Source organism: Actinomadura sp. NPDC047616, assembly GCF_040642915.1.
Lineage (GTDB): Bacteria > Actinomycetota > Actinomycetes > Streptosporangiales > Streptosporangiaceae > Spirillospora > Spirillospora miaoliensis.
Genome location: NZ_JBEYTB010000006.1, coordinates 50,874 through 68,585, shown reverse-complemented (window position 1 = coordinate 68,585; position 17,712 = coordinate 50,874). Strand labels below are relative to the sequence as shown.

20 protein-coding genes are annotated in these 17,712 nt (G+C 72.0%); 8 read left to right on the top strand and 12 right to left on the bottom strand.

The annotated features are described in order from the left end of the window. Nucleotides 1-31 precede the first annotated feature (31 nt). The 11 genes from ABZ801_RS15960 to ABZ801_RS15910 form a co-directional block, all read right to left on the bottom strand. A complete protein-coding gene (locus tag ABZ801_RS15960) occupies nt 32-2,245 on the bottom strand; it encodes a hypothetical protein (protein ID WP_360698267.1) in 2,214 nt (737 codons plus the stop codon). Between the two features lie 70 nt (nt 2,246-2,315). Further along, nucleotides 2,316-2,480 carry a hypothetical protein gene (locus ABZ801_RS15955; protein WP_344956931.1) on the bottom strand — a complete coding sequence of 55 codons (165 nt, stop codon included), beginning with the start codon at nt 2,478-2,480 and terminating at the stop codon, nt 2,316-2,318. Between the two features lie 57 nt (nt 2,481-2,537). Further along, nucleotides 2,538-2,810: a hypothetical protein gene (locus ABZ801_RS15950; protein ID WP_344956929.1), complete on the bottom strand. Its 273-nt coding sequence runs from the start codon at nt 2,808-2,810 to the stop codon at nt 2,538-2,540. A gap of 35 nt (nt 2,811-2,845) precedes the next feature. Continuing rightward, a complete protein-coding gene (locus ABZ801_RS15945; protein ID WP_344956927.1) occupies nt 2,846-3,010 on the bottom strand; it encodes a hypothetical protein in 165 nt (54 codons plus the stop codon). Next, nucleotides 3,007-3,993, bottom strand: coding sequence for a hypothetical protein (locus ABZ801_RS15940; protein ID WP_360698263.1), 987 nt, complete (start codon nt 3,991-3,993; stop codon nt 3,007-3,009). The genes ABZ801_RS15945 and ABZ801_RS15940 overlap by 4 nt, the downstream gene beginning before the upstream one ends. After that, the gene (locus ABZ801_RS15935; protein ID WP_360698262.1) at nt 3,990-4,193 is read right to left on the bottom strand and encodes a hypothetical protein; all 204 of its coding nucleotides are present in this window, start codon (nt 4,191-4,193) and stop codon (nt 3,990-3,992) included. Before ABZ801_RS15935 ends, ABZ801_RS15940 begins: the two co-directional genes overlap by 4 nt. Further along, complete coding sequence (locus ABZ801_RS15930; protein ID WP_360698260.1) at nt 4,190-4,639, bottom strand: transcriptional regulator; 450 nt, start codon at nt 4,637-4,639, stop codon at nt 4,190-4,192. Before ABZ801_RS15930 ends, ABZ801_RS15935 begins: the two co-directional genes overlap by 4 nt. Beyond that, nucleotides 4,636-4,929, bottom strand: a complete 294-nt coding sequence (locus ABZ801_RS15925; RefSeq protein ID WP_360698258.1) for a hypothetical protein — start codon at nt 4,927-4,929, stop codon at nt 4,636-4,638. The genes ABZ801_RS15930 and ABZ801_RS15925 overlap by 4 nt, the downstream gene beginning before the upstream one ends. A 44-nt stretch (nt 4,930-4,973) precedes the next feature. Further along, nucleotides 4,974-5,396: a hypothetical protein gene (locus tag ABZ801_RS15920; protein ID WP_360698256.1), complete on the bottom strand. Its 423-nt coding sequence runs from the start codon at nt 5,394-5,396 to the stop codon at nt 4,974-4,976. Further along, on the bottom strand, nt 5,393-5,797 hold the full coding sequence (locus ABZ801_RS15915; RefSeq protein WP_360698254.1) for a hypothetical protein: 405 nt from the start codon (nt 5,795-5,797) through the stop codon (nt 5,393-5,395). Before ABZ801_RS15915 ends, ABZ801_RS15920 begins: the two co-directional genes overlap by 4 nt. Nucleotides 5,798-5,909: 112 nt before the next feature. After that, entirely contained in the window at nt 5,910-6,104 is a 195-nt protein-coding gene (locus ABZ801_RS15910; RefSeq protein WP_360698886.1) for a helix-turn-helix domain-containing protein, read from the bottom strand. Between the two features lie 272 nt (nt 6,105-6,376). Here ABZ801_RS15910 and ABZ801_RS15905 point away from each other — a divergent pair, with 272 nt between their 5' ends. The 8 genes from ABZ801_RS15905 (at nt 6,377) to ABZ801_RS15870 (ending at nt 14,106) form a co-directional block, all read left to right on the top strand. Further along, nucleotides 6,377-6,700 (top strand): antibiotic biosynthesis monooxygenase, encoded by a 324-nt coding sequence (locus ABZ801_RS15905; RefSeq protein WP_360698252.1) that lies wholly within the window; start codon nt 6,377-6,379, stop codon nt 6,698-6,700. A gap of 1 nt (nt 6,701) precedes the next feature. Beyond that, on the top strand, nt 6,702-7,910 hold the full coding sequence (locus tag ABZ801_RS15900) for a helix-turn-helix transcriptional regulator (RefSeq protein ID WP_360698250.1): 1,209 nt from the start codon (nt 6,702-6,704) through the stop codon (nt 7,908-7,910). Nucleotides 7,911-8,254: 344 nt separating this feature from the next. Continuing rightward, nucleotides 8,255-8,440, top strand: coding sequence for a hypothetical protein (locus ABZ801_RS15895; protein ID WP_360698248.1), 186 nt, complete (start codon nt 8,255-8,257; stop codon nt 8,438-8,440). 880 nt (nt 8,441-9,320) lie between these two features. Next, complete coding sequence (locus ABZ801_RS15890) at nt 9,321-9,704, top strand: SCP2 sterol-binding domain-containing protein (protein ID WP_360698246.1); 384 nt, start codon at nt 9,321-9,323, stop codon at nt 9,702-9,704. 22 nt (nt 9,705-9,726) lie between these two features. Then, the gene (locus ABZ801_RS15885; RefSeq protein WP_360698244.1) at nt 9,727-9,984 is read left to right on the top strand and encodes a hypothetical protein; all 258 of its coding nucleotides are present in this window, start codon (nt 9,727-9,729) and stop codon (nt 9,982-9,984) included. A gap of 15 nt (nt 9,985-9,999) precedes the next feature. Then, a complete protein-coding gene (locus tag ABZ801_RS15880) occupies nt 10,000-12,081 on the top strand; it encodes a hypothetical protein (protein WP_360698242.1) in 2,082 nt (693 codons plus the stop codon). Nucleotides 12,082-12,211: 130 nt separating this feature from the next. Then, complete coding sequence (locus ABZ801_RS15875) at nt 12,212-12,865, top strand: response regulator transcription factor (protein WP_360698240.1); 654 nt, start codon at nt 12,212-12,214, stop codon at nt 12,863-12,865. 50 nt (nt 12,866-12,915) lie between these two features. Beyond that, nucleotides 12,916-14,106 (top strand): HAMP domain-containing sensor histidine kinase, encoded by a 1,191-nt coding sequence (locus ABZ801_RS15870; RefSeq protein WP_360698238.1) that lies wholly within the window; start codon nt 12,916-12,918, stop codon nt 14,104-14,106. A 209-nt stretch (nt 14,107-14,315) separates the two neighbouring features. Here the strand turns inward: ABZ801_RS15870 and ABZ801_RS15865 are convergent, their stop codons facing one another. Further along, a complete protein-coding gene (locus tag ABZ801_RS15865) occupies nt 14,316-17,285 on the bottom strand; it encodes an ATP-binding cassette domain-containing protein (RefSeq protein WP_360698236.1) in 2,970 nt (989 codons plus the stop codon). Between the last annotated feature and the right edge of the window lie 427 nt (nt 17,286-17,712).

Genomic DNA, 17,712 nt, shown 5'->3' with positions numbered 1-17,712 from the left:
CCGCTGGGGCTCCGTTCTGGGTCCGCGGGCTTCACTCCTCGCGGTCCAGGTCGGCGGTGGAGCGCTGAGCGATGACGCGGCGGACCTCGGCGGGGTCGACCTGGGGCACGTTGCCGGGCCGCGGCACCTTCACGCCCAGTTCCTCGAGGCGCTCGCCGAGCTGCTTGCCGTTGAGCTTGCGGTAGGGGCCCCAGGCCGGCGCCAGGTCCCGCAGCAGCGACGGCACGTCGGCCAGCCGCACCCGCTCGGCGCCGAGTACCTCGTCAAGGTCGTCGAGCAGGTCCCGCTGCTCGACCTTGGGCGGCTCGGTGTTGGCCTGCACGCGGGTCCGCGGGTCGACCTGGGCGACGGCGCGGGCGATGACGTCGGCGGCGGCGTCGAATCCGGTGTCGTCGTCAACGGCGATGAAGTACCAGCGCAGTAGCTCGAACATCGCTTCGGACACGCCGGTGATGAGCGAGGTTCCGCGGTCCCGGCCGGGCCGCAGTTCGGTCGCGCGGATACCGGCCTGGAAGCTGCCGTCGCCGAGGAACCCGTCGTTGCTGCGCCAGGTCTTGACGTAGAACGCGGCGTTGACGCTGACCAGCTCGACGACCTTCGGGGGGATGGCGTCCTTGCGGGACGACTGGGTGTCGAACCCGAGCCAGATGGCCGTCTTGCGGGCCCTGCGCAGGGTCTGGGTGGCGACCTCGGCGGCCTCCTCGCCGTACTCGGCGTGCCCGAACAACTCATGGCATTCGGAGAACAGGGCGAGGATCGGCCGCAGGTCGGCGTGCTCGGTCGCCAGTTGCCGGGTGACCTTCTTGGCGCCCAGCTCGGCCAGGCGCGCCTCCCGCCGCCCGACCTCGGCGTACAGGTCGTGCAGGGACTGCAGGCCAGCGGCGGCCACGTCGTCGGTGGCGCCGCGGTGGTAGCGGGCCAGGCGGGGCCGGTAGGCGTCGAAGTCGCCGTTACCTGCGAAGACGTGTACCCACAGCTCGGCCAGCGGGTCCAGCGCCGCGCCGAGCATCACCACGCGGCAGGCGTTGCTCTTGCCCTGGCCCATCTGCCCGCCCACCACGAAGTTGTTCGCCACGATGGGCACGGTGAGGACGTCACCGCGGGGCGACACCCCGGCGGGGACACCGGTGAACACGTCGGCGGTGCCCTCGTGCAGCAGCGGGTACTCGGGGGCGGCCTTGGACAGCGCACCGGAGTCGGCGACCCACAGGTCCAGCTCCCCGGCCCGGCCGGTGCCGGCCTTCTCCGCGTCGGCGGGCCACACCTCCACCTCGGCGCGGTGCAGGTTGCGGGCCAGAACCTCGCGCTGGTCGGCGACCATGCTCGCCGTGACGCCCAGCGGGAGGGCGACAACGGCGTGGTAGCCGCGGCCGTCGCGCACCGGCGGCTGGGAGAACGCCGGGACCCAGCCGTCCTTGAACGCCTTCTTCAACTCGGGGATCTTCAAATGCTGCAGCGCGAGCACGATGCTGTCGGCGGTGACGACCATCCCTGCGGCCTCGTTGTCGGCGTCGCCGGGCGCGGCCAGCCACTGGGGCAGCGTCTCGCCCTTCCCGGCGCGGTAGGCGGCCACCAGCCACGCCATCGGCGCGACGATGACGGCGCCCACCAGGACGACCTGGGCGAGCACGCCGACCGCGGCGAGCATGTCACCCACGAAGCCCCACCAGGTGCCCCACGTCCACCCACCGTCGCGCATCGCCACCGCGACACCCACGACGACCAGCACGGCGAGCACGATCGCCAGGACCAGGCCGACGACCTGCAGTGCCGCGATGACGGTGCGGGGCGCCGATCCGATCCGGTCCCACCTGTCGGACTTGGCCTGCCGGTACTTGTCCACCCACTCGGCGAGGCGCTCGGGGTCGCCGGCGGCGCGGGCCGCGCGGATCTGCTCGCGATAGGTCGAGTAGGTGGCGGCGCCGACCAGGCGGCGGACCCACACGGCGTGCCCACGGCCGACCGTCCATCCGGCCCGCAGCGCCGTCTGCGTCACCGCCCACGCCACGTCGTCGGCAGGCCGGTCCGCCCACGGCACGAGCGGCCGCGACGGACGCTCGGCCACCTCGCCGCCGGGGGCCTGGTCCTGCCCGTCGTCAACGATCTCGCCCTCGTAGACGACGTTCTCAACCTCGGCGGAGTCGGCGGGCACCACTTCCCCGCCCGGGGTGTCGGCGTCGGCCGCGGCGCGCCGGCGCTTGTCCAGCGACACCACCTCGGCCGTGTGGTCGTCGGGGAATGCCATGCTGGTATCTCCTCTGTGAGGGGCCCGGCCGGGGCGGACCGTCGCATGGGGCCCCGGCCGGGCATGGGGTCTACTTGCTGGGCTTGCTGATGACGGCGCCGCCCGGCACCCGGACGGCCTTGGTCCCGTCGGCGTCGCGGTGCACCACGTGCCGCCCGTCGCGGTCGCAGGTCACCGTCTCCTCGCCGTCGCGGCTGGTGAACTTGGCGCCGCACTTGCTGTCGCTGCTGGCCATGGCTGATCTCCTTCGTGGGTTGGCCGGGCGGGGCCGTCCCCGCCCGGGGGTCGGTGGCTACTTGGTGGCGGTGGGGGGCAGCGCCCGGCACTGGGCGGCGTGCTCGTTGGCGGCCTCGCGGACCCGCTGCAGCGTCCGGGGCCGGTCGTGGGGCATCATCTCGACGCTGCTGCCGGACACGCCGCACTCGCACTCCCAGGCGTGGCCGTAGCGCTCGGAGCCGAACTCGGACTCGGAGTCGTAGGCGTAGCGGGTGGTGTGCTCGCGGATGGTCACGATCGCGCCGCACAGGCCCCGGTAGCGGGGCAGTGTCGTGGTGGTGCTGGCCATGGGTGATCTCCTTCGTGTTGGTGCCGGTCAGGTGGTCACTTGGTCCGCTTGGCACACTCGCCGCAGTTGGGCGAGTAGCCGGTGAAGTGGCGGCGGCACAGCTTGATCTGCTCGCCGCGCAGGTTGCAGACAGGGCAGCGGCGGCTGCCTCCGTAATGCATCTGCCAGCAGTGGGGGCACTGGTAGGGCTGGGACTTCACCGCACACCCCCGCGCAGCGCGTCGCGGACGGCGCGGGCGGTGTCCATCCCGCACCGCAGCGCCTGCCGCAGCGCGTTCGCCGACGGCTCGGCGGGCAGCTCCCCAGCCGCGATGAGGCCGCGGGCCCGCGCGGTCAGCTCGGCCACGTCGACCCGTACGGGCGGGTTACCACCGGGCCGGTCGGCGGGTGCGTTGTCCCTGTACGTAGGGGCAGTAAGGCCGCCGGTAGGGCCGTGGTCCAACCGCGTGAACGCGGCGAGGATGATCGGCAGCGCGGTGACGATCGCGACCGCCACAACCGGTCCGAGGATGTGCAGCACCAGATCCGACACGGTGAACGTCTCGGCCACCCCGGGCAGGTACGGCCAGGCGTTCATCCCGACCGTCAACCCCAGGAACAGCCATTCGATCTGGTTGAGCGTGCGGGACTCGATCGGCTGCCCGCGAACACCCATGTAGGACTTGGCGCCCACCACCACCAGCAGCGCCAGCGACATGAACGGCTCGACGCACCAGGCGAACAGCCACTCCGGTGACCACGACTCGGCGTCGCCGGCGGCGAACTTCTGGACACCGGCCGTGCTCCAGGCCAGCGCCAGCGCGAGCGCCAGCATCGCCGCGGCCACCAGCACGCGCCGCATCCGCGCGGCCTGCCACGCGCGCATGGCGGGGTCCTGGCCGAGCCGGTGCAGCCGGGCGGCCTCGTGCGCCTTCTTGCGCCGCTTGCGGACCTTGGGCGTGTCCAGGGTGAGGGGCGTGTCGTCGTCCTGCAGCTCGGCGAGGCGGTGCGACTCGGCGACCTCGGCCCGCAGGCGCCGCACCCGCCGGGTTTCCCCGGACTGCGCGTCCTGCAGCTCGGCGTCGGTGACGGGCTGGGCGGTGGTGGCGTCGCCGACCTCGGCCAGGTGCCGCTCCAGGGCGGCGATGCCCTGCTCGATGTCGTCGGGGTCCGGCCCGCCCGCCGCGGGGATCTGCGTGTTCATCGCGGCACCCCCGTCCCGGCCGGGCCGCCGGCCGCCGCGTGCAGCGGACGCGCCGCCACCTCGGCGAGCCAGTCGAGCAGGAGCGCCGTACCGGCCAGCGGCAGCGCCACCAGCCGCAGCAGCAGCACCGCCAGGGCCAGGCCCAGCACGGCAAGCACCGCCAGGGCGCCCGCGTCCCGCAGCATCTCCGCCGTGGTCATGCCGCACCTCCGATGCACGAGATCAGGGCCGCGATGAACAGCCATCCGATGTGCCAGGACTGGTCGAGCGCGTAGGCGCCGGTCCCGGCCGGGGCCGCCACGCCGTCGCCGAGGTCGGCGAACTCGCCCTTGCCGACTTTCTCGGCCAGGGCCCGCAGGGTCGTCCGGCGGTCCGCCCAGTAGTGCGAGGCGGCGTCGACCGTCAGGCCGGCCGCGACCGCCCACGGGGACAGGGCCAGGTCCAGCACCGCCAGGGCCAGGCCGAGCGTGATGAGCTTGGTCGCGGTCAGCGTGGCGACGTGCCGCAGGCAGGCCCACCGGCCCGGCCACCCGGCCGCACCCTTACCGAGGGCCTGGCCGCTGGACTGGACCCAGTGGTCACCGACCTCGTGCGCCACGTACAGGGCGACGAACACCGCCGCGAACACCGCCGGAGATGCATTCACCGCTCTACCTCCTTCTCGGCCGCGCGGCGGGCGAGGTCGATCTGCAGGGCCAACAGCTGCGCGAACGCCTCCGCCTCCTCGATCGTCAGGTCCTCGATGTTGCTCGGCATGGACACCACCACGCGGGGGCTGATCTCCCGCGGGGCCCACTCGAGCGACGCGTTGACCATCGCCATCTCCGGACCGTGGTTCTCACCGCCGGGGTACACCGGGCCGAGGGACAGCGGGACACCGTTCGGCCGGTTCTCGCACTGCCGGTTCTCGGGGTGGTCGGTGTCCCGGTGCTTCACGACGCACCACGGCGGGCACGGGCGTCGCTGCCAGATCGGACGGATCACGACGCCCACCCCCGGACCGGCACGGGCCGCGCCAGGCGCCGGCGGGCCATGGCGAGCACGACGACGGTGACGCCGTCCTGCTGCCACATCAGCCGCTTCACCGGCGCGGGCAGCGCCATCTGCGTCGCGAACAGCGGCGTGTCGGCCTCGGCACGCACCTGCTCGGCGGCCAGGTCTCGCGCGGCCAGCACACCCACCCACGCGGCGAACACCGCCCGCGGGGACCGCGTGCCGATGTCGGCCAGGGTGACCGTCACCGGGACGCCCCGCATGATCTGGGTGAAGCTGTCCGGCCCGACCGCCAGCGCCTGCTGGAACCGGAACGGCACGGCCGCCGACGACGCGACGGCGTCGAACTCGGCCGGGGCGCCGGGGGAGATGACGGCGCGGGTCCGCATGTCGATCACGGTGGCGGTCACTGGCCCTCCTCCTCGCGATTGGGCGGGGTCCAGTCCCACGGCGGCTGGTAGTAGCCGTCGCCGTGGCACGAGGGGCAGGTCTCGCCGTCGTCGGCGCCGGTGCCGTCGCAGCGCAGGCACCGCGGCAGGCGCGGCGCCGTGGCGGTCGGGTACGTCACCGGCAGGTCCGCGGCCGTCTGGGCGATCGCCCGCACCGCGGCGCGCGCGTGCAGGGCCACCTCCCGCGGGTCCACGTTGTCGGCGTCGGCCATCTCGGCGAGGCTGTGCAGCACGCCCCGCAGCTGGGCGGCGCGGTTGGCGATGAGCTCGCACCGCTCCGGCCACGCCCCGGGCGCCGCCGACGGCACGTCGAGCAGGGCACGGATAGCGGCGGCCAGCGCCACCAGGTCGGGGGCGCTCACTTCCGGCCGCCCTTCTGCTGCGCGTCGTAGGCGTCCCGCACCGACTGCGGCTCGCCCTGCGGCCATGTGGACGACTTGCCGTCGGTCGCCGGCTTGTCGTTGACGTAGATGATCACTTGACGGCCCCCTCGGTGAGCAGGGCCTTGACCACCGACTCGCGGAAACGGCGACCGCCGGGCATCGGCACGTACTCCAGCAGCCCGCTACGGGCCCAGCGGGACACCGTGCGGGGGCTGACACGCGCCATCTTGGCGACCTCGGCGCTGGTGAAGAGGCGTTCCATCCCGGGGCCGTCTTCGGTCATCATGGATTCCACGGGTTGCGCTCCTCTGTCCTGGGGAATCGAGGCAATCCACGCGGCTCCAGTGCTCTCACCCACTGGGGCCGCTTTCACGTTCAGGGCACGGACATCGCGTCACATCGGGTGCCATCACCGCTGAGCGTGTACGTCATGGACGGTAGCCCGCACATCGAGTGTTGTCTAGTACTAAAAATGCGAGTAGTACCGTGGTGTGCGGACTGACAGCATGGGTGCGACACGATTCCCCAGGTCAACCGCACTGTGAGGAGACAGCGACAGTGAGTGAACTCTTCGGCCTCGTCGTCAGGTTCACGCTGAAACCTGGCGCCGGCGCCAGCTTCGACCGGCTCGTCGAAACGACAGCAGAGCAGATCAAGACCAGCGAGCCGGGCACCCTGATCTACACCTGTCACCGTGTAGACGGACAACCTGACCAGAGGATCTTCTACGAGCTGTACGCCGACCGGGCCGCGTTCGACGCACACGAAGCGCAGCCACACGTCATCCGCTTCCTCGCCGAACGAGCGCAGTACATCGCGTCCACCGAGGTCGACTTCCTCAGCATCCACACCGGCAAGGGCATCCCCGGAAAGGTCGGCTGACATGGGAGACGACCTGACACTTGGCGAGCGGATCGCGTTCCACCGCCGTCGCCGGGGACTCTCTCAGAAGGAGTTCGCCAGCGAGATCGGGAGGTCCGAAAGCTGGGTCTCGCAGGTTGAGCGAGGCGCCCGGTCAGTCGATCGCCTATCGGTGCTGCAGCACCTGGCCGACGTCCTCGGGATCCCACTCGCAGAACTGCGGGCCGAGGCCGGCCCCCAGGAGCGACGCAGCGACGTACAGGAGCTACGGCTCACCCTGACGGGACATCCGGCGTTGGCGAGCGTGCTCGGAGAGCAACCGGCAACCGAGGCCATCGACGTCTCTCAGCTCGAAGCGACAGCAGAGCCGGTATGGCCCCTGTTGCACCAGTCGCGCTATGACGAGCTAGAGCCTCTACTAGCCCGACTCATCCCTGCCCTTGAGCAGGCCACCAGACAGGCGGGGAACGAGACAAGCACCAGAGCGTATGAGTTGCTGGCCAAGACCTACCAGGCTGCTGCGTCCATGCTCGCGCGTCTCGGTGAGAGCGACGCTGCGTGGATTGCAGCCGACAGGGCGGTGCGAACGGCAGAGCAGACGAGCGAGCCCTTGTCGGTCGTGGCCGGCCTGTTCCGCATGGCGCACGCCTTCCTGGGGCTTCGCCAGCTCCAAGAGGCCCACCACGTAGCCCATGGTGCTGCGTCAGTCCTCCGGCCCCGGGCACAAGAGGAGGATGCCCCTCGCGAACTGCTGTCCCTGTACGGCGCGATGAACCTGGTCCTAGCGGTCATCGCGGCGCGGGACAGCGACCGGCAATCGGCCCGCCAGTATCTCCGCGAGGCACGCCGCACGGCCGAGCGGATCGGAGAGGACCGTAACGACTTCGGTACCGAGTTCGGGCCGACCAACGTGGCCATTCACGCCATCTCCGTTGCCGTAGACCTCGGCGATGCCGGCGAGGCGGTGGAACTAGCCGGGGATCTCGACGCATCCGCCCTCTCACCCGAACGGCAGTTCCGGCTTCACCTGGATGTCGCACGCGCGGAGACTCAACGGCGCCACATCGGCGACGCTATACACAGGCTCGCTCAGGCGGATGAGATCGCACCGGAACACTTCCAGGCCCACCCACTGCCGCGGGAGACTGTTCGAGACCTTGTGCAACTCGCCGGACGCCGTATCCCTGACGAGCTTCGGGAGATGGCGCGACGCCTAGGGGTGCTGCCATGAGCACCATCACGGGATAGTCAACACAAGGGCCCGCCCGGCGCAGCAACACCGGGCGGGCCCTTCACTCACTCAGAGCAGGCCGAGCCCCGACTTTGCTGGCACCCTGATGGCACCATCGGCCGCTCGGCGCACTTCACCAGGCCGTACCAGACCACACGAAGCCTGGGCCCTGAGCTGCGCAAACCTCGGTAGACCGATCTTCTCCAACCACCCCCTCGCGAAGGGGATCACCCTCCTAAAGCGGGTGTCGCAGGTTCGAATCCTGCCGGGGGCACACGGGTGACCAGCACCAGAGAGTCCCTGACCAGCGAACGCCGATCAGGGACTCTCTGTCGTATGCGGCCTTGTGCGACCTGGCCGACCTCGAAGCCCGCATCGCCCTGGAGCGACTCTTCACCGGCTACCCGCATCTGAGCCTGGCCACCGCCGACCTGCCGCGAGTGCGGTCAATGTTCACCCGCGCCTGGGCACACCTGCCCGTCGCGCTCGACCAGGGTCTGACAATTCGTGGTGGCGGAGCCAGAACATGAGGCCGGCGGCCCAACGGTAAACGCGGCACTGCGCGGCCTGCTGGACGCGGTCGCCCCCGGCGGCACGCTGCTCGTGGTCAGCCATGACCTCGCCGACCTCCCACCGGGTGACGAATTCGACCCCAGTCCCGCCGTCGTGGGGCCAGTTCCCGGTGTGGTGGACAGTCGCCGGCGAAGTCACGCCCGCCGACCTGGACGACGCCCGCGCCTTCTGTTCGCCCTCGGCGGGGGTGGCGGCGGTCGGGTCGCCGAGCACGCCCGACGGCGACCGGGGCGAGCCCGGATGAGGTTGCCGAAGCAGTGTTCGACCACGTTGCGGTGTCAAAAAGCGGTGCATGCCGTCCCGGTTGTCCTTGCCGTCCCGGTTGTCCTTGCGGGCCCGGTTGGCGAGCTGGTCACGGCGTTCGGGAGTCACCGCGGGGGTCTCGCAGGGGGCAGATGTGCCCGGATACGGCGGGCGGAGTAGCCCTTGTCGCCCAGTAGCACGACCGGCCCCGCGCACGGCCGACGTGAGGTGCCTGCAGCCTGCCTATGACCGGCTGGTCGGGGGGCGTCGTGGCCTGTGGGCGGTGTCTCCGTGAAGGAGTTGGGGGTCAGGGCTTCGGTCGTTCGGGAGGCGAGGGGGCGGGTGGCCGGGGGCCATTGTTCTGGGCCAGGTCTCCGGGGGGCGTCGTGGCGGTCTCGGTGGAAAGGACGTACGTCCTGACAATTATTGAAGCTTGCACCAAACCGTTACCAAACGATCAGACCACCATTTGACCGCAAAGAGTAGTCAATGCGTCTATTTGGGCCGCCGAAGCCATGCTTACGATGTCTCTACAGACAAGTCGGAATAGCTGTAAATTTCTTCAGGTCGACGCGAATCGACGGGGGGACGAAGATGAACGCGACACCCGCCTCCGGCGCCGGTGGGCAAGAGACCGTCCAGCGGTCGCTGGAGAACCTGGCGAGCAGGCTCGAGAAGACGCGGGGGCTGCGCGACGGTCACGCCCTGCTGCACCTGTCCGGTGCGGGCGGGGGGACGTACGTGCTCTCCACCCAGCGCGGCGAGGCGGCGGTATCCAGGAGCGAGGCCGGGGCCGTCCGCTCCGGCGAACCGCCGGTGGTCGAGGTGATGGGAGACGCCGAGACCGTCCGGGCGATCCTGGACGGCGAGATCGACGCCCGCGAACGCTTCCTGCAGGGGGGCCTGCGGGTACGCGGCGACCTTCGCTACCTCAGTGACGTCGCCCTCGAACTCGGGCTGCTCAAGCACCCGCTGTAAGCCGCACGAAAGGAACACTGTCATGGCCGACACGGTCGAGACGGTCGGCCTGGTCCAGCGGGTCGCCGCGTCCTCCGCGTTCACCTGCGCATGGATCGGGCCCACGCCCGCCAACGTCGAGCTGCTCACCGTGACCAACGACGGCACGGCGCCCGACATCGCGCTGGCCGCCAGCCTCACCCAGATGCTGTCCGGCGCGGCCACCAACTACCGGGAGGTCCGGGCCTCGCACGCCAGCGACGACGCCAAGATCCTCACACTCGAGATCGATCCGGTGTAGCCGAAGGAGAAGGCCATGGCCGAGACGCAGGGCTTCGTCCAACGGTTCACCTGGCTGTCGGGACCGATGGCCTGCACGTGGATCGGCGTCGACGACGCGCACGCCGAGCTGCTGACCCTGGAACCTCCGGAGTCCGGCGACAGCGGGATGGGTGACGCGCTGGTCGACGCGATCCTGGGGGGCTGGCAGGTCAAGGTGCTCCATGCGGACGACTCCTCCAAGATCACGGGGGTGGAGCTGCCGGCACCCGACGTCGTCGCGCAGCCGCTGCAGATGGACGCGATGGAGGTGACCCAGGCGATCCAGGATCTGTCCCACTCCGTGCCGCTCATCGCGCGGAAACGCACGGTCGTGCGCGTCTACCTGAGCTACCACGGCACCACGCCGGTCACGGTCTCGGGTGAGCTGACGGCGCGGCACTCGGCCGGCGGCCCGGAGGAGATCCTGCTGTCCGAGAACACGGTGACGCTGAACCCCGCGGACGCCGGCAACGTCGCGCTCGCCCGCTCGGACGCGTCCCGGACACTGAACTTCGTCCTGTCCGGCGCGGACATTCCGCCCGGCCCGCTGACACTGCGGGTCAACCGGGTGACCGACGCGCTGACCGGGGCGAGCCTGTCCGTCGGCGGCGAACGGCGGCCGATCCTCTACTTCCACGAGGGCGCGCCGCTTCGGGTGCGGGTGCTCGCCTTCACCTACCAGTGGGGCACGCCGCCGAGCACGGTGGCGCCGACCGACCGCGACATGCGCCTGCTGCTGTCCTGGCTGGGGCGGGCGTACCCGGTGGCGGAGGTCCAGAGCACCCAGGGCAGCGTCGCGGCGACGGCGGTTCCGCCGTTCGGCTGCGGTGACATCAACGCCCAGCTGGCCGCGATCCGCGCCGTGGACGTCAACGCGGGCACCGACGCGCGCACCCACTACTACGGGCTGGTCAGCGACGCGGGCTTCTTCATGCGGGGATGCGCGGCCGGCATTCCGACGGGCGCGCCCGACCCCGGGACCGTGGCCAGCGGGCCGACCGGGCCGAACAGCTGGGGCTGGGACCTCGACGGGTCGTACGGCGACTGGTACGGAGGGCACGAGATCGGGCACACGCTGGGCAGGCTGCATCCGGGGTTCTGCGGGGAGTCGCAGGACGACCTGAACAACTACCCGTTCCCCGCGGGGCAGCTGTCGGCGACCGGTGACGGGTTCGCCGGGTTCGACGTCGGTGACCCCGCCAACGCCCTGCCGTTGCGGGCGCTGCCGGGCACCCAGTGGCACGACTGCATGACCTACTGCGATCGCCAGTGGCTGTCGGTCTACACCTACCTGGGGATCAAGGAGCGCCTGCGGCAGGAGGACGCCCTGCCCTCCGCGGCCGCGCGGGCCGGACGGGCCCGGATCCCGCAGGTCGCCGCCGCGGGCGGTGGCGGCCGTCCCGACCAGCGGCGCTTCCCCGGGGTCGTCCCCGCGGCCGGGCCGCGGGCGGAGGAGCCGGCCGGGCCGGAACCGGAGGAGGCGACCGCCAGTGTCGTCGCCCAGGTCGACCTGACCCGGCGGCGCGGGACCATCTCCCACGTCAACGCGGTGCCGAACCTGGAGCCGTCCCCGCGGCAGGAAGGAGCCGAAGCCGTAGTGCGGGTGGTCGACCAGGACGGGAGGTCTCTCGTCGATCATCCGGTCCCCGTCAAGCTGAACTCGGAACTGGGCAGCGGCGACGCCCGCACCGGGATCGTCGACGCCGTCGTCACCGTCCCGGCCGGAGCCTCGGCGATCGAGCTGCTCGTCGGCGACCAGGTGGTGGACAGCTTCCGGCTGGGCGGCCCGCCGCCGCGGATCGGTTCGGTCCGGGTGCTGCCGGTGCAGGACGGGGTGCGGATCGCGGTCGATCTCGACCGGCCGGCCGAGGCGGGCCACACGTTCGCGCTGCAGGTAAGCCGGGACGGCGGCGCCACCTGGGAGACCGTGGGGGTGTCCCTGGAGCAGCCGCCCTTCCACCTGCCGCAGCCCGCGGCGGCCGGTCCGGCCGCGCGCGGCGAGCTCATCTTCAAGGTGATCGCGACGAACGGTCTCGCCAGCTCCGAGGCCACCAGCGCACCCACCCGGTTGAGCTGAGCCGGGCCGGTCGCGTCGGCGCGGTGCTCGGGCGGCGGTAGCTCGCGGCACCGCGCCGACCTGGGGGTACCACCCGAGGTCAGCGGGTGTGTTAACCGCCGCCTTATCGCGTCTCTGGGGCAATGGGAGCATGCGGATACTGGTGGCCGAAGACGAGTGTTTCCTTGCCGACCTGGTCGCCGAGGGGTTGCGCGAGCAGGCGATGGCGGTCGACGTCGCCTATGACGGGGCGGCCGCGTGGGAACGCCTGTCGGTCAACGAGTACGACGTGCTCGTGCTGGACCGCGACCTGCCCCAGATGCACGGCGACGAGATCTGCCGCGAGCTGGCCCAGCGCGGCGAGACGGTGCGCATCCTGATGCTGACCGCCTCCGGCGCGGTGCATGAACGGGTCACCGGGCTCAATCTGGGAGCGGACGACTATCTGGCGAAGCCGTTCGCGTTCGACGAGCTGGTGGCGCGGATCCGCGCGCTGGGCCGGCGGACCGGCCCGCCGCTGCCTCCGGTGCTGGAACGCGCCGGCATCACCCTGGACACCGCGCGGCGGCAGGCCGTCCGAGACGGCCGCTTCCTGCCGTTGTCGCGCAAGGAGTACGCGGTGCTGGAGGTGCTGATGCAGGCGCGGGGCATGGTCGTCAGTACCGAGGAACTCCTCGAACGGGCCTGGGACGAGCACACCGACCCGTTCACCACCGTCGTGAAGGTGACGATGAGCAAGCTGCGGGCCAAGCTCGGCGACCCGCCCGTCATCGTCACCGTCCCGGGAAGCGGGTACCGGCTGTGAGTCCGGTGCGGGCCGTCTGGTCGGACATCCGGGGGTCGATACGGACGCGGATGACGCTGCTCTACAGCGGCGTGTTCACGGTCATCACCGGCGGCGTGCTGGTGGCCGCGCAGCAGGTGGAGCAGGTCGTCGTGGGGCGGCGGGTGCAGGACTTCCCCAAACGGGTGGCCAGCACGGTCCCGTGTCACGCGCGGCCGGCCGACGCGCCGTGCTCGGTCGTCCCCTACGAGGCGCCGCGGGACGGTGTGCCAGGTGCGGACGAGCTGAACGACGGCAGGACCGAACTGCAGCACAGCCTGGTGAGTTCGCAGCGGCTCATCACCCTGATCACCATCGCGGTGATCACGGTGCTGGCGTTCGCGGTGTGCTGGTGGCTCACCGGGCGGCTGCTGCGGCCGCTGCACCGCGTCACCGCCACCGCCCGCCGGCTGTCGCTGTCCACCCTCCACGAACGCATCGCGCTCACCGGGCCGCAGGACGAGCTGAAGGAACTCGCCGACACCTTCGACGCGATGCTGGACCGGCTGGAACAGGCGGTGGCCAGCCAGCGCCGCTTCGTCGCCAACGCCTCCCACGAGCTGCGCACGCCGCTCGCCGTCCAGCGGACCGCCATCGAAGTCGGCCTGGCCGACCCCTCCCCCGCGAAGGTCGCGAGGATCCGGGCCGAGCTGCTGCGCAACACCCAGCGGTCCGAACGGCTCATCGAGGGCCTGCTCGTCCTGGCCCAGGGCGAACGCGGCCTCGACGCCCGCGCCCCGGTGGATCTCACGGTCGTGGTGGAGCAGGTCGTCAAGGACCATCGCCCGCTCGCCGAACGCGGCGCCGTCACCGTCGAGGCCGGCTTCGCCGCGCGCCCGGTCACCGTCCCCGGCGACGAGGTGCTGCTGACGCGGCTGGTCGCCAACCTGGTGCAGAACGCGATCCGGCACAACCACCCCGGCGGGCACGTCCTGGTGGAGGTGTCCCCCGGCACCGGGCTGGTGGTCCGCAACACCGGTCCGCGAGTCCCGCCCGACCAGGTCGGTGCCCTGTTCGAGCCCTTCCGGAGACTGCACCCGGACCGGACCGGCTCGGGCGACGGCGCGGGGCTCGGCCTGTCCATCGTCGCGGCCGTCGCCCGCGCCCACGACGGCACCGTGCGCGCCACGGCGAACCCGGACGGCGGGCTCACCGTGACCGTGGCCCTCCCGGCGCTGCCCCCGGTCCCGGCCGTTGAGTCCCTTGCCGAAGCCTCAAGGTGATCCGGCGCACCACCGACCGGCACATGGGGCTCTTCGGTGGTCGCCGCCTCCAAGCGCGCGCCGTCGTGGCGGGCACAGCCTCACAGCCGAGACTCCGCGCCCCCATGCCGTGCAGGTGGCGCGGTTCAACTGGTCAAGTGGCGCGGTCGAACGGGAACGGCGGACGGCGCGGGCCCGCCGCGCCGTCCGCCGCCGGAGGGGTTCCTCGGTCATTCGCTGCGCAGCACGGACGCGGTACGGGTGGCGGCGGCCCAGCCGGCGGGCGGCCAGGCGCCCAGCACCGCGATCACCAGTCCGGCGCACCCGAGCGGCGCCAGCAGCGACCAGGTGTAGACGTGGATCCACGACGCGGCCATCCCGCTGCCGAGCAGGTCTCCGGTGAGCTCCACGACGCCGTGGTGGGCCAGGACGCCGAGCGGGACCCCGACCGCGCCGCCGACGACGCCCAGGGCGGCCATCGACGCCACCATCATCAGGACGACCTGCCGTGGGGCCATTCCGATGGCCTTGAGCACGCCCAGGTCGCGGCTGCGCTCCCGGGCGCCGAGCACCACGCTGTTGAGCACCCCGAGGCCCGCCGCCGCACAGATGATCAGCGAGAACAGCAGGAACAGGCCGTTGAACACGGCGTTGCCCGCCAGGTCGGGCTCGGTGACCTCGGCGAACAGCTCGCCCGGCGCGGCCCTGGTGAGGCGGGCGGCGTAGTCGGCCGGGTCGGTCCCCGGTGTCACGATCACCGAGAACGGCCGGTTCCGCGGGCCGTCGCCGGCGTCGGGCAGGCTCGCGGCGTCGAGCATCAGCCGGTCGGTGTCCGCGTGCGCGAACGAGCCGACGATCCGGACCGTGGCGTCCGGCGCCCCGTCCGCCCGCAGGGTGAGGGTGTCGCCCACGTCCAGGTCGTGGAGCCGGAGGAACCCTTCGGTCGGCACCGCCTCGCCCCGTCCCGCGAACCAGCGGCCGCGGATGAGGTTGTCGCCGAGGAACGGGCGGTAGTCCCCGCTGTAGGTCTCGGCCGTCACCGTGGAGGGGATGCCGGGGATCCGCACGGACACCGGGCCGTGCGACATCGCGTGCGCGGTGCCCGGCTGGGACCGCAGCAGCGCGAACACACCCTGCTCGGACAAGCCCGTCCGGCCCCGGTTGGGCGGCGGGACGCCCACGCTGACGGAGGTGCGCCCCTCAGGGTCCGCCGTGGCGATCTTCGACACCGTCTGGTGCAGGCCGAATCCCATGGTCACGGCCGTCACGCCCAGGCAGAGCCCGGCCAGCGTGAGCGCCGTCCTGGCGGGCCGGGCGACGGGCAGGCTCAGCCCCAACCCGACCGAAGCGGGCAGCCGGGTGCGGACCAGCCACCGCTGCGCGCGCCGGCCGCGGCCCCGCCGCGAGACGATCCCGGCGCTGATCGCCTGCACCGCCGGCAACCGCCCGGCCCGCAGCGCGGGGACCAGGGCGGCCAGCACCACCACGGCCATGACGCAGACGCCCGCCGCCGCGTCCAGCAGGAGGAGGGATCCACCGGCCGACGGCAGTTCGAAGCCGCGCGCCAGGTTCTCCGCCGTGCCCGTGGCGAGCAGGTGCCCGGCCAGCATGCCCGCCGCGCACCCGAGCAGCGCGGGGAACGCGGCCATCAGCACGTACACGGCGGTCACCTGCGCCGGGGTGTAGCCGAGCGCCTTCATCACGCCGATGTTCCGGTAGCCGGAGACGACCGCGCCGCCGACCACGTTGCCGATGATGAACACCGACACGGTCGTGGCGAGCAGCCCGAAGACCGTGACGAACGGGATCAGCTGCTTGAACTTCTCCTGAAACGACTGCCTGGCGGTCACGTAGGACTCGTTGCCGAGCGTCGGCAGCCCGCCGGTCGCCGTGGCGAGGCTCCGCTGCACCTGGGGCGAGTCGGCCGCGTGGGCGAACCGGTACAGCATCAGCAGGCCGTCCGGCTTGAGCGCGCCGATCTGGCCGGGCGTCACCCAGCCGTCGGCCCCGCCCGTCACCGACGTGGCGAAGCCCACGACGGTGAGCGAAGGGAGTCCCGGTGCGGTCACGGTGGCGCCCAGCCTGAAGGGGCCGGCCGCCCCGCCGCGCAGCACGATTTCACCAGGCGCGCGGGCCCACCGTCCCGACGTGACGGTGAGCCTGTCGACCGGGCCGCCGGGGTCGGCCCGTCCGGCAACGACGAGGCCGTCGTGCCTGACCGGCATGCCGTCGGCCGACCGCGCCTGCCGGAGTGTGGCCGTCTGGAACGGGCCCGCGGCGGCGGTGACGCCGTTCGCTCGCGCGGTCGCGGCGGCCTGGTGGGCGGTCACCCTGGCGATGTCGAAGGAGGCGGTCGCGTGCGCCCCGCGCGCCTGTTGGAAGGCGTCGTCGAACAGGGAGTTCGAGGCGGCCAGCAGGCCGAACCCGAACACGAGGGTCGCCGTGGACAGCGCGACGACGACGCCGATGCCGGCCGTCTGCGTGATGCGCCGCCGCACCCCCGCCCGCGACGCCGCCCGGACGGCGCTCAGCGGACGGTCCACGGCTCGCGCCTCTCCGGTTCGGTCTCCCGGACGATCCGGCCGTCCATGAAGTCGACCAGCCGGGTCGCGCACCGGGTGGCCAGCCGCTGGTCGTGGGTCACCAGCAGCAGCGTCTGGCCCCTGCGGTTGAGGTCGAGCAGCAGGTCGCCGACCTGCTCGCCGGTCGCGCTGTCGACGGCCCCGGTCGGCGTCGGCCAGCAGCAGCGCCGGCCGGTTCATCAGCGCGCGGGCCACCCCGACCCGCTGCCGCTCGCCGCCGCTCAGCACCGCCGGGTAGGCGTCGCGGCGGCCGGCGATGCCGAGCTCGTCCAGCAGTTCCAGCGCCCGGGCCCGCGCCTTGCGCGCCGGGACGCCGACCAGCCGGCCGGCCAGCGCCACGTTGTCCAGCGCCGGCAGGTCGTCGAGCAGGTTGAAGAACTGGAAGACCATCCCGATGTGGCGGCGCCGGAACCGCGCCAGCGCCGACTCGCCCATCCGGCCGAGGTCCTCGCCGTTCACCACCACCGAGCCGGAGGTCGGCCGGTCCAGGCCGGCCACCATGTTGAGCAGCGTGGACTTCCCGCTGCCCGAGGGGCCCATCACCGCGACGGCCTCACCCGGCCGGATCCGCAGGGACACCCCGTCCAGCGCGGCCACGTCGCCGTAGACCTTGCGCACCGAATCGAGCCGTACAACCGATTCCTCATGTTCATTCATTGGCGGTCAAGGGCGCGGCGCACCGATGAGCGGCGCGGTTGCCCGTCCCCCTTCCGGTTCCGTACGCGCGGACGCCCTCGCATTCGCGGGCCGCCACGGCGAGCCAGATCTCGTTCACGCGTTCAGGGTGTCCGGCGAGAGGTTCCCGCGAGGTGACCGCCGACGTTAACCGTCCCCTTATACGAGCGCCGAACTCTGCGTCTCGGAACGCGCGCGGACGGGGGCCTCCGCGGCTCCGTTGACCCGTAAAACCCGCAAATCTAGAATTCTTTCCGCGATCACTGGCTGGCGCCGCCCGGCTGACTGATTTCCGGGGTCATCGCCGCGGGGAACGCCGCCTGCCGGCCATTGCGACGAAACGGTGAGGTGACCGGTGACCTGACCCGGC